This window comes from Chthoniobacter sp., assembly GCF_040003245.1.
Lineage (GTDB): Bacteria > Verrucomicrobiota > Verrucomicrobiia > Chthoniobacterales > Chthoniobacteraceae > Chthoniobacter.
Genome location: NZ_JBDUCX010000236.1, coordinates 1 through 10,695 on the forward strand (window position 1 = coordinate 1; position 10,695 = coordinate 10,695).

At 61.7% G+C, this 10,695-nt stretch carries 12 protein-coding genes; 5 read left to right on the forward strand and 7 right to left on the reverse strand.

All coding sequences use genetic code 11. The features are described from left to right. The 4 genes from ABJF10_RS24750 to ABJF10_RS24765 form a co-directional block, all read right to left on the reverse strand. On the reverse strand, positions 1 to 1,001 hold a 1,001-nt coding region (locus ABJF10_RS24750; protein WP_348547302.1), incomplete at its 3' end, for a PIN domain-containing protein. Positions 1,002 to 1,107: 106 nt separating this feature from the next. Then, positions 1,108 to 3,015, reverse strand: coding sequence for a SpoIIE family protein phosphatase (locus tag ABJF10_RS24755; protein ID WP_348547303.1), 1,908 nt, complete (start codon positions 3,013 to 3,015; stop codon positions 1,108 to 1,110). A gap of 57 nt (positions 3,016 to 3,072) precedes the next feature. After that, positions 3,073 to 3,426: an STAS domain-containing protein gene (locus tag ABJF10_RS24760; protein WP_348547304.1), complete on the reverse strand. Its 354-nt coding sequence runs from the start codon at positions 3,424 to 3,426 to the stop codon at positions 3,073 to 3,075. Positions 3,427 to 3,458: 32 nt separating this feature from the next. Further along, positions 3,459 to 3,878 carry an ATP-binding protein gene (locus ABJF10_RS24765; protein WP_348547305.1) on the reverse strand — a complete coding sequence of 140 codons (420 nt, stop codon included), beginning with the start codon at positions 3,876 to 3,878 and terminating at the stop codon, positions 3,459 to 3,461. Positions 3,879 to 4,153: 275 nt separating this feature from the next. Here ABJF10_RS24765 and trxB point away from each other — a divergent pair, with 275 nt between their 5' ends. From trxB to ABJF10_RS24785, 4 genes are read left to right on the forward strand one after another with little or no spacing between them, the layout of a single operon-like run. After that, positions 4,154 to 5,077 carry a thioredoxin-disulfide reductase gene (gene trxB, locus ABJF10_RS24770; protein ID WP_348547306.1) on the forward strand — a complete coding sequence of 308 codons (924 nt, stop codon included), beginning with the start codon at positions 4,154 to 4,156 and terminating at the stop codon, positions 5,075 to 5,077. A gap of 1 nt (position 5,078) precedes the next feature. After that, complete coding sequence (locus tag ABJF10_RS24775) at positions 5,079 to 5,531, forward strand: GxxExxY protein (protein ID WP_348547307.1); 453 nt, start codon at positions 5,079 to 5,081, stop codon at positions 5,529 to 5,531. Then, positions 5,528 to 6,706 (forward strand): glycosyltransferase, encoded by a 1,179-nt coding sequence (locus ABJF10_RS24780; protein ID WP_348547308.1) that lies wholly within the window; start codon positions 5,528 to 5,530, stop codon positions 6,704 to 6,706. Before ABJF10_RS24775 ends, ABJF10_RS24780 begins: the two co-directional genes overlap by 4 nt. Then, a complete protein-coding gene (locus tag ABJF10_RS24785) occupies positions 6,703 to 7,383 on the forward strand; it encodes a GNAT family acetyltransferase (RefSeq protein WP_348547309.1) in 681 nt (226 codons plus the stop codon). The genes ABJF10_RS24780 and ABJF10_RS24785 overlap by 4 nt, the downstream gene beginning before the upstream one ends. A 34-nt stretch (positions 7,384 to 7,417) precedes the next feature. On the opposite strand, the gene ABJF10_RS24790 is transcribed toward ABJF10_RS24785, so the two are convergent. The 3 genes from ABJF10_RS24790 to ABJF10_RS24800 all read right to left on the reverse strand — a co-directional run bounded on the left by ABJF10_RS24790 (position 7,418) and on the right by ABJF10_RS24800 (position 9,969). Further along, complete coding sequence (locus ABJF10_RS24790) at positions 7,418 to 7,933, reverse strand: hypothetical protein (RefSeq protein WP_348547310.1); 516 nt, start codon at positions 7,931 to 7,933, stop codon at positions 7,418 to 7,420. A 180-nt stretch (positions 7,934 to 8,113) separates the two neighbouring features. Next, on the reverse strand, positions 8,114 to 8,863 hold the full coding sequence (locus ABJF10_RS24795) for a hypothetical protein (protein ID WP_348547311.1): 750 nt from the start codon (positions 8,861 to 8,863) through the stop codon (positions 8,114 to 8,116). A 659-nt stretch (positions 8,864 to 9,522) separates the two neighbouring features. Next, complete coding sequence (locus tag ABJF10_RS24800; RefSeq protein WP_348547312.1) at positions 9,523 to 9,969, reverse strand: response regulator; 447 nt, start codon at positions 9,967 to 9,969, stop codon at positions 9,523 to 9,525. Between the two features lie 197 nt (positions 9,970 to 10,166). Between ABJF10_RS24800 and ABJF10_RS24805 the strand changes: the two genes are divergently transcribed. Then, on the forward strand, positions 10,167 to 10,695 hold a 529-nt coding region (locus ABJF10_RS24805; RefSeq protein ID WP_348547313.1), incomplete at its 3' end, for a DUF1501 domain-containing protein.

Below are 10,695 nucleotides of genomic sequence, written 5' to 3' on the forward strand. Positions count from 1 at the left end.
AAGCCGATGTCGCGGCCGGTGGGCATGATCACGCGGGTGATGAGCATCTTTTCGTACTCGCCCATCTGCACCTGCTCGAGGGCGGCGCCCACGCTGAGCAGCGTCTTGCCCGTGCCGGCCTTGCCGTAGACGGTCACGAGGGTGATCGACGGATCGTAGAGCGCATCGAGCAGGAATCGCTGGCCGAGGTTCGCGGCCTGGAGACCGCGGCCACCCCGAATGGTGATGTGGTCGTGGTGCAGCTTGACGAACTCGCCGCCGCTAAGGTGCCGCGCGGGCACGCCATGCGTGGGCTCTTCCTCGTTGCGCAGCAGCACGTATTGGTTCGGCAGCAGCATATCGAGATGCGGGAGGGTGATGCGCTCCGAACTGGCGAAGGCCTGCACCGAGTGGCCGGGAATATCGATGGCCGCGTATTCCTCCGCGCCGCTGCGCCGTTGCGTGCGGCGGATGTCGTTGTCCTCCACGCGGTCGGTGCGGTAATCCTGCGCATCCAGCCCGAGCGCGCGCGCCTTGAGCTGCATGTTCAGGTCCTTGGTCACGAGCACCGCGCCGTCCGCCTTCGTGTCGGCGAGATAGGCGGCACTGGCCAGGATGCGATTGTCCGTGGAATCGAAGTCCGGGAAGAGCGTGAGTGCCAGCCGGCTGCGCGGCGATTCCTCGATGAGCTTCCAGTCGTGGCCCTCGTGCTTCAGCGCAGGGTTGATGTAGACGTGCAGCCAGCCGCCGTTTTCGAGTTTCACACCGGAACGCATTTGCTCCGTCGTGCGGAAACGTTCGCTCAAGCGCCGGTGCACTTCGCGGGCATTGGCGCCGCGGGTCGAGGATTCGGATTTAAAACGATCCAACTCCTCCAGCACTTCCACCGGCACCCAGACGACGTTGTCCTCAAACTGGAACATCGACTGCGGGTCGTGAATGAGGACATTCGTGTCGAGGACGTAATGCTTCGTGGGGATGATGTCGGACTTTTTAACGGCCATGGATTTTGGGTGTTTCAAAGGGAGGTCTGCGGGCGGCTCTTGCTCTCAATCTGACTCTGGATCCGGTTCAACGAAGGAGAGCCTCGGTGTTTGCGGCGGGCAGTACAAGATTAAGATTTGGATATTAAGAAGGGGAGGAAGGTGGCCCTATCCAGCGCAGGGCCATCACGGAAATATCGTCACTTTGTTCACGTTCACCGCAGAAAGTTCGCACGTCGCGCACCACTCCGCGCGTAATTTTTTCGACAGCTAATGTACCCACATCGTTGAGCACGCATTCCAGCCGGGCATTCGAGTAGAAACGATCGCTGCGGTCCAGCGCCTCGGTCACTCCGTCGGTGTAGAAAAAGAGCGTGTCGCCGGGCGTGAGCTGCACGGTGGTGACATGGTAATCGAGCGCGGACATCGCGCCGACGGCCACGTCTTTCGCTCCCGTCAGCGGGCGCGTGCTGTGATCCGCGCCGAGCAAATACGGGATCGGATGCCCGGCGTTGCAGAACTCCACCTCGCCGGTGCGCGTATTGAGATGCGCGTAGAGCAGCGAGACAAACATGCCGGAATCCGTTTGCTCGCAGAGTTCGTCGTTCACGTGGGCGATCATTGTCGCGATGGATCCGCTCCGTGACGAGCTCGCCTTGAGTAACGTTTTCGTGACAGCCATGAACAGCGCCGCCGGCACGCCCTTGCCCGACACGTCGCCGATCAGGAAGCAGAGCCATTCTTCATCGAGGAAATAGAAGTCGTAGAGATCGCCGCCGATCTCGCGCGCCGGGCGCAGGAGGGCGTGCACATCCAGCTCGGGCCGGCCCGGGAAGGCGGGAAAATGTTTCGGCACGAGGCTCATCTGGATGCTGCGCGCGGCATTCAACTCGCCCTCGAAGCGCTCCTTCACCGTGGTCGTGTAGCGCAGCTCCTGCATCCGCATCTGGAGATCGCGCGTCATCTTGTTGAAGGCGTTCATCAGGTTCCGCACCTCCTCCGTGGGCGCGGTTACGCTCAGTCGCTGCTCGAGATCGCCATCGGCCACGAGCTGGGCCGCGCGGGCCAGCTCGGCGATCGGTTTGCTCGTCGTCCGCGCGATGAAAATCAGCACCCCGAGCAGGCAGAGCAGCCCGGCGGCGCCTGTGGCCAGTAATTCGTTGCGCAAGTGCCGCGCGTCCGCCAGCGCTTCGTCCTCGGGGTAGACCACGGCGAGCGAAAGGTCGCCATTGTGCACCGGGGCGTAGGCGATCCACGCGCTGCGGTCCTTCAAGGGATCGCGCGTGCGCAGAAAGCCACCCTCGCCCGAGAGCATGTGCTGGCCGAGCACCGCATTCACGTCCTGGATCGACGCCTTCATGATTTTGCTTTCGTCGGGAAACGTGAGGAAACGGCCCTGCTTGCTCACGATGAAAATATACCCCGTCTTGCCCACCGTCACCGCCTGGCCTTCGCGCATTAATTGCGACATGGCCTTGTCGATCGTCGCGATGCCCCAAAACAAATCGTCCCGGCGAAACGGCGCCGAGAAGGTGATCATGATCGTGTTGCCGCCGCCGTCGTCGAAGTACGGCTCGGTCCACATCGCCTTCCCGTCGTCGCGCGGCAGCCGGTACCAATCCCATTGGAAATAGTTGTAATCGGGCTTGGCCAGTTGCTCGAAGACGACCTTCCCGTCCGCCTCGCGATAGTAATAGGGCGCGTAAGCGTTGAGATCGGGGCCGAGCCCGTTCGGCTTGAAGGCGATGCAACTCCCGTAGATATCGGCATTCTTTTCCACCACTGTGCGGAGAAAGGACTCGATCTTCGCCGGGGTATCGAATTGTCCCGTCTCCAGCGTCCGGCCGATCATCTCCGGGATTTTTTGCACCCGGCTCAGCTCGGTTTCCAAGTCCGATGCATGGCTGCGCGCCATCAGCCGCGAGAGTTGCTCGGTCTGGGCGGCCACGCGATCGAAGCTCCGGCGCGAGGCGTTCCAGACGACAAGACCGAGCACGAGCGCCGCCGGCACGCCCACCCAGGTAATCAGCCGCGAGGAGAGCGTGACCTTCATCCGGCGCCTGTGATCCGGAAAGTATTTTCGAGTTGCAAAGGGGTCTGGTGACGCGCCCTACGCGGGCGTCGCTTCGCCGCCGAGCGCCTTCAGCGCGTCGTCCAGCGAAGGAACGATTTTCATGATGCGGGTGAAGCCGATCATTTCAAAAATCATGAGCACGCTCGGCGCCAGCGCGCAGAGGACGAGCTTGCCGCCCAGCGGTTCGAGGCGCTTCGCGGCGAGGAGAAAGACTTTCAGGCCCGCGCTGTTCACGTACTCGAGCGAGCCGCAGTCGATGACGATCTTGCGTTCGCCACGATCCACCAGGCCCAGCAGCCGCGACTCAAAAACCGTCGAGGTCGCGCTGTCGAGATGTTCGCTAATCGTGAGGATCAGGACCTCGCCTTGTTTGCTTTCTTTGATCTGCATGGTGGCTCCAATCGGGAGAACAGGGGCGGATACTAGCGGATACGTTTCCGCATAGTGAGCACATTTTTTCCATTTTCACGGCGGTACTCGAGGCCGTCCATTAAACTACGAACCAAATGAATGCCCAGCCCGCCCAAAGTGCGCTCGGAAAGCGGGGCGTCGAGATTGGGCGGCGGCATATCGAGCGGATTGAAAGTACGCCCCATATCGATCACCTCGGTGGTCATTTCCCCGCTCCGGGCGACGATCTGGGCCTCGATCTCCTGCCCGGCGGGGTCGTCGAACCCATGGCGCACCACATTGGTGACCACCTCATCGAGGGCCAGATTCACCGCGTAAAGAACCCGCGAGGGTACCTCGTGCAGATCGCCAAACTGGCGGACGACGCGATTGAGCCGCTCGATTTCTCGGAGATCGGCGGGCAGGCGAACAGTGATGCTCCCTTCGTGCATGGCGCGTTCTTGTGGCAGCACCCGGCGTAGGGTGCAAGCCCGCGTTTTTGACATTTGCGTGCGGGGGAACAGGTCGCCAAACCGCGAATGGACACTAATGAACGCGAATCAGGAAAGCACAGCCGCGCACGCTACGGGGGCGGCAAAAGCTCACCGGCTCTTCTTTCATTCGCGTTTATTCGCGCCCATTCGCGGTTTTCTCCCCTGTCATAGCACGCAGAATTTCCACTCCGCGTTTGCCGCGCCGGGAAGACTCGGCTTTACTGCGCTCCCCTATGGAAAAAGTCATCATCGTTGGCACCGGCTGCGCCGGGCTTACCGCGGCCATTTACGCCGCGCGTGCGAACTTCGCCCCTCTCGTCCTCGAAGGCCACGAGCCCGGCGGCCAGCTCTCCACGACGACCCTGGTGGAGAATTTTCCCGGCTTTCCCGAGGGTATCAATGGCCCCGAGCTCATCATGAACATGAAGTCGCAGGCCGAGCGTTTCGGTGCGCGCTTCTCCTACTCGGCCGTCGAGGATTTCGAGCCGGCGGAGGGATTTGTGAAGATCAAGGTCGACGGCGAATGGATGGAAACGCGCACCCTCATCGTCGCCGCCGGCGCCAGCGCGAAGTGGCTCGGCTTGGATCGCGAGAAAGAGCTGGTCGGCCACGGCCTCACCTCCTGCGCCACCTGCGACGGCGCCTTTTACCGCAACGTGCCCGTCGCCGTCATCGGCGGTGGCGACTCCGCCGCGGAAGAGGCCACCTTCCTCACCCGCTTTGCCTCAAAGGTGTATCTGATTCATCGCCGCGACAGCCTGCGTGCCTCGAAGATCATGGCCGACCGCGCCTTGGGCAATCCCAAGATCCAGCCCGTCTGGAACACCGTGCCGCTCGAGTACCTGTCCGATGCCGAGGGCGAAATGCGCGCCCTGAAAGTCCGCGACACCAACTCCGGCGCCGAGAGCGAGCTCGAGGTGAAATGCGTCTTTGTCGCCATCGGCCACAACCCGAACACCAAGCCGTTCAAGGGCAAGCTCGACATGGATGAAAACGGCTACCTGCTGCAGCGCGGTGGGACGAAGACCAACGTCCCGGGCGTCTTCGCCGCCGGCGACGTGGCCGATCACGTCTATCGGCAGGCCATCACCGCCGCCGGCCAGGGCTGCGCGGCCGCGCTCGAAGCCGAGAAGTACCTCGCGCAGTTCGAGCACTAGGATGAACCGCCGAGGCGCAGAGGCGCGGAGGGGGGATGAGATTACCGAGCCGGTGATCGGCGCCGCCATTCGCATTCATCGCGCACTTGGGCCGGGTCTGCTGGAATCGGCATACGAGGAGTGTCTCTGCTACGAGCTTTCCAAGGCTGGTCTGCGCTTCGAAAGGCAGAAGCCGCAGCCGGTCACATATGAGAACGTAAAACTGGATTGCGGCTACCGTCTCGACCTCGTGGTGGAAGACACCGTGATCGTCGAGTTGAAGTGCGTGGAAAAGGTCCTTCCCATCCACGAAGCCCAGCTCCTCACCTACTTGAAATTGAGCGGCCTCCAGATCGGTCTGCTCATGAATTTCCACGTCCCCGTATTACGCGACGGCCTCAAACGAGTAGTGCTGAATTACGATCCCTCCGCGCCTCCGCGCCTCGGCGGTTCCTCCCCCGATTTACAGGCGTGAAGATTTGCGACATCACGCAATTCTACTCCCCCGTGAGCGGCGGCGTGAAACGGTACGTCTCCGAAAAGGTCCGCCACATCCGCGAGCGCACCGCGGGCGACGAGCACATCCTCATCATCCCCGGGGAACGCGATGCCGTGATCACCGAGGACCGCGCACGTGTCTACACCATCAAATCCCCCCTCATCTCGCGCACTTCGCGCTACCGCGTCCTGCTCCGGCTCGAGGCCGTCGAGTCCATCCTCATGCGCGAGCGCCCGGACATCATCGAGAGCGGCGACCCCTATCAGGTCGCGTGGAAAGCGGTGCACTCCGGCACCGCCCTGCGCATCCCGGTCGTCGGCTTTTACCACTCGCATTTCCCCGAGGCTTACGTCCGCACGGCGCGCAAGTATTGCGGCCCGCTCGTCACGGAAATGTTCATGGATTTTTCCCGGCGCTACATCCGCAGCCTCTACAATCGCTTCGCCCGCACGCTCGTCCCTTCGCCCGCGCTCGGCGATCTGCTCACCTCGTGGGGTGTCCGCAACATCGCCCACATCGATCTCGGCGTGGACACCGCCATCTTCCATCCCCAACCTGCGCCAGGCGAAGACGTGCACGCCGAGTTCGCCATCCCGCGCGACTGCACGCTGTTGCTCTACGTCGGGCGTCTTGCGCAGGAAAAAAATACGCAGACCCTTTTCGCCGCCTTTCGCGACCTCACCCGGCGCCACCCGCGCCGGTTCCATCTCTTCGTCGTCGGCGACGGCCTCCAGCGCCGCGAACTGCTCGACCTCCAGCGCGCCACCGGCGCCGTCACCTGGCTCGACTACTGCGCCGAGGCCCCGCGCCTCGCCGCGCTCTACCGCGCCGCCGATCTCTTTGTGCATCCCGGCGTGCAGGAAACCTTCGGTCTCGTCACCCTCGAGGCGCAGGCCTGCGGCACCCCGGTCATCGGCATTCACGGCAGCTACATGGACCGCATCATCCACAGCAGCCAGGCCCTGTGGGCGCGGGAAAACTCCGCCGGCGCCCTGGCCGCGGCCATCGAGGAGACCAGCCACGAGGATCTCTCGAAAGCCAATGCCCGGGCCAGCCAGCGGGTCGCGGCGCAGTACTCCTGGGCGCAGGTTTTTACACGTATGTTTGACCTCTACCGCGAAGTCATCCAAGACTACGTGCCCCGCTCATGACCGCCGGAAAACAACTCGTGATTCGCAAGTTCAAGCCCGCCGACCGCGCGCGGGTGCGGGAGCTCTGCTGCGCGACCGGTTTCCTCGGCAACCCCATCGACCCCGTCTTCGAGGACCGCGAACTCTTCGCCGATTACCTCACCGCCTACTACACCGACTGGGAGCCCGAGTCCTCCTTCGTCCTGCTCGTGAACGGCGACATCCGCGGCTACCTCATGGGCTCGCGCTTTCCGTTTCGGCAGCAGTGCTACGCCTTTTACCAGAACATCAGCCTCTTCCTGCGCGGCACGCTCCGCTATCCCCGCTACAACGCCGCTTCCAAGAAATTCGTCCAGTGGATCCTGCGCACCGCCTGGCGTGAAGTCCCCGCCGCCCCCCGCCGCACCGCCCATTTCCACATCAATCTGCTGCCCGACGCCCGCCAGCTCGCCACCAGCCGTGCCCTCACCGATTCCTACCTGAAATACCTGCACGATCTCGGCGAAAAGCGCGTCTACGGCCAGATGGTCGTCTTCGAGGATCGCCGCGGCGAAAAGATGTTCGAGCGCTACGGCTTCAAGGTGCTCAACAAGTCGGAGATCACCAAGTACCGGGACATCCACCCGCACCCCGTCTACCTCTGTACGGTGATCAAGGATCTGGACGAAAACAACCAGTGCTACGCCAAGGCGACGTAGGGTTGGCGTGAGTTCACCGATTTGAGGCGCTCGATTACTCCGTTAGGAGTGACGGCCCCCCTCTTTCCAAGAGGCTGGATTGGTATATGTCGATCGTCTGATCGAGATCGTCGGCGAGCTTGCTGAGGGCCTCGAGAATCGGTTCAATGGCGCGATCGGGATGAGTGAAGAAATAGTCGAGGTGAAAGCGGAGAGTCTGTCCCAACTGGACATTCGAGACGGCGGTTGGTGGAAGGGCAAAAGGTCGCAATTGCACCGGCAGACTGCCGCGCGCCGCGTCACGAACCCACCACGCGAGGAATTTAAGGCTGCGCCAGCCGGCGGCAGATGGCTCGATCTGAAACTCTACCTGAACTTGAACCTCATTGGAAATGGCGCCTCCGGTACGACGCATGGCCCCGTGCGGCAATTGTGCGAAACATGCGAGAGAAAGCTGCTCGGCGGTCACGCCGTCCACGCATTCGATCCCGCTCTTGGTCCCGTGTACCCCTGCAAGGCGTTGCAAAGCAGTGTGAAGCTTTGCGACCTGTGGCGGGAATTCGTCGGGCATACAACGCAAACACTTCTTGCCCTGGCTCTCACCTGTCGATCCCTTTCGGTGCTCGCTCCCAAGTTGAGGCCCGAAAAAATTTGAGGCACGATTAGGCACGACTGGGCACGATTACACTGGATCGGCGGGGTGTTGGTCAGTGCTTTCCGGCGGTTTCGGGCGAGTCTTTTCGCGCGCTTTTCACTTGGTCCGCCGCGGCCTGGCCTTTTCTTCGTCCTCATCCCGTGGCCCACGATAATTCGGGTTGGCCTCAAAGAACCCCTCGATCCATTCCTGGCGTTCCGGGGTCAGCGTCCCGTTTTTGCGCCCGACGACATATTCCGCGCGCAACGCGTCGGCTCGAAGGTTGAACGCATCATCTTCCTGCTCGGATTGGCGTTGCAGTTCGATTTGCGTCAGGCGGTTGAGCTCGTAATCCGACGGGGTCTCCCGGCGCTCCCGCTCCTTGAGCAGGCGCAGGTGCTGGCGTTGATGATCGCCCCGGCGCAACCGGGCCATCTCGCGGGCCAGTTCCAGCACCGCCTGGCGTTGCTGCGGGCCGCTCTCGGTGGTGGCCGCCTCGCGGAAGAGGCGCAGCAGGACCACGGCCACCATGTTGGTCAGTCGATCGAGCAAGGCCTCCTCGCCGACTTCGCTGCCCAGGTTCTCGACTTCACTCAAACACTCGAGGACCAAGCCGCTGGCCGCTTGATGGCGCTGCCAGTCGAGGAAGCCGCCTTTTCTCCAGTCGCTGAGGTTTTGCTCGGTGATGGGCCGGCCCTCGAAGAGTTCCGTGAGGCGTTCCTGGACTGTTTCCATTTCGTTCAGCCAGGCAACGAGGATTTGCTGGGGCTCGCCATCGGCGAGACGTTCATTGAGCCGCTGGCGGATGGCTTGCGGGAGGCGGGCGATCTTGCCCGTACGGGTGGAATACTCGGGGTTTATTTGCATGCGCCCATCTTGCCCCAACTCGACAAAAAAAGTGCATTGCTCCATTGGCTCTGTTGGCTCCATTGCGGAATATTTCACTGCCGGGAGCCAAAATCCCCCCTTCGCGGTCATCCTGAGCGGAGTGTAACGCAGTCGAAGGACCCCGCCGCACACCAGCGACATTGCTGGTTGTGCGGCGAGGCAAACACAGTCGCTCGACCAAAGATGTCGCCGGTTGTGCGACGGGGTTCTTCGACTGCGCTCCGCCCATTTTGCCACCTGCGCTTCGCTCAGAATGACACGCGAGGAGAGTGGGGAGAAAAGAGCGATCCGGAGGGCCAAAGGCCCGGCCACAAGCCAGCCTAGGGCAAAGCGAGTCTGCGAGCGTCGCCCTGGGTACTGTTGGGAAAAAGCGCCGAGCCCCAACGTGGGCGAAACAATGCTGTGCTCGGCTAAACCCCAAACGAATTTGTTTCGCCCTTTCAGGGCTGGCCGCTCGTGTTTGTGCCACCCAGGGCGTTGCCCTGGGCTGGCTTGTTTCAGGCCTTTGGCCTGCCTCTTGCCGTTGTTGAAGCCTGCTTTTTGACGATTCGTTGATGCCCCTTCTGACAATTCGTTAATATCGCCCAAGCCAATCTAAGCCGGTGTTTTTACCGCTCCCCTCCCGCGCTCGGAAGCCCTTACGCGCTCGCGCTCTTCGCCTCGTCCTCCGCCCGTCGGAGCACCAGCGAGATCATCCGCACCAGTTCCTCGGTAAGGACCGGCTTGAAAACGACCTCGGCGTCGATGCTCTTCAGAAAGGAGTCCACCTTTGGGTTGTCCGCGTGGCCGGTCACGAACAGGAAACGAGGCGTCATGTAAGGTTTAATCTTCTGCACCGCCAGGTAAAACATGTCGCCGGCCATCTTCGGCATCATCATGTCGCAGATGACCACGTCGAAATCGAAGGCCATGACCTCCCGGAGGGCATCCGCCCCGTTGCAGGAGGTGGTGACGATGAAATTGTGAGACTCCAGCAGGAGCTTGAGGGTATTGGCGAGATCCACATCATCGTCCACCAGCAGGACGTTCTTGATCTCCAGTTCCGTTGATTCGGCGGTCGCTTCAGATTGGGTCGACGCAGACATTGTGGGGTGACAATACCCTGCAAATGGGGTAGTGTCATCGAGAAAACGCCCCCCACAGTGGTTTTGGTCCCTTTTTTCGGCTTAGGAACAATCTGCAGATTGTTTGCTAAGTCCTATAGAGGGATACCGATAATAGGGGTCGATCATTAACCCGATTTTACACCGAACTCACAGCCAAACCTAACCATCGAAACGCCATGACCCCACAGATCAGCCATACCGCCACCGAGAAATTCCGCCGCGAGCATTCGCCATCCACGGATGATATCATCTTCACGCGCAGGGACTTCCTCACGCGCACCGGCATGGGCTTTGGCGCCCTCAGCCTCGCCGGCATGTTCGGCATCGATCTCGGTCAGGCGGTGGGAGCCCCCACGGCTGCTCCTCTGGTGGGCGGCCCGCTTTCGCCCCGCAAACCCCACTTCCCGGTCAAGGCCAAGGCTGTCATTCACATTTTCGCCTCCGGCGGTCCTTCCCAGGTCGATACGTGGGATCCGAAGCCGGAGTTGACCAAGTACACCGACAAAACCATCCCGGGTCATGATGGTTTGGCGTTCGGTTCTCCTTTCGAGTTCACCAAGAGCGGCAAATCGGGCGTCGAAGTGAGTTCGGCGTTCCCTCAGTTGGGCACGGTGATCGATGAAATGGCCGTTATCCGTTCTCTCTGGACGGACATCCCGGCGCACGAAGTCGCCCAGCGTTTCATGCACACCGGTTCGCTCCAGC

Coding starts and splice junctions, on each gene's coding strand:
- ABJF10_RS24755 (WP_348547303.1), bottom strand. CDS start 3,015: ATGAAGGTCACGCTCTCCTCGCGGCTGATTACCTGGGTGGGCGTGCCG.
- ABJF10_RS24760 (WP_348547304.1), bottom strand. CDS start 3,426: ATGCAGATCAAAGAAAGCAAACAAGGCGAGGTCCTGATCCTCACGATT.
- ABJF10_RS24765 (WP_348547305.1), bottom strand. CDS start 3,878: ATGCACGAAGGGAGCATCACTGTTCGCCTGCCCGCCGATCTCCGAGAA.
- trxB (WP_348547306.1), top strand. CDS start 4,154: ATGGAAAAAGTCATCATCGTTGGCACCGGCTGCGCCGGGCTTACCGCG.
- ABJF10_RS24775 (WP_348547307.1), top strand. CDS start 5,079: ATGAACCGCCGAGGCGCAGAGGCGCGGAGGGGGGATGAGATTACCGAG.
- ABJF10_RS24785 (WP_348547309.1), top strand. CDS start 6,703: ATGACCGCCGGAAAACAACTCGTGATTCGCAAGTTCAAGCCCGCCGAC.
- ABJF10_RS24790 (WP_348547310.1), bottom strand. CDS start 7,933: ATGCCCGACGAATTCCCGCCACAGGTCGCAAAGCTTCACACTGCTTTG.
- ABJF10_RS24795 (WP_348547311.1), bottom strand. CDS start 8,863: ATGCAAATAAACCCCGAGTATTCCACCCGTACGGGCAAGATCGCCCGC.
- ABJF10_RS24800 (WP_348547312.1), bottom strand. CDS start 9,969: ATGTCTGCGTCGACCCAATCTGAAGCGACCGCCGAATCAACGGAACTG.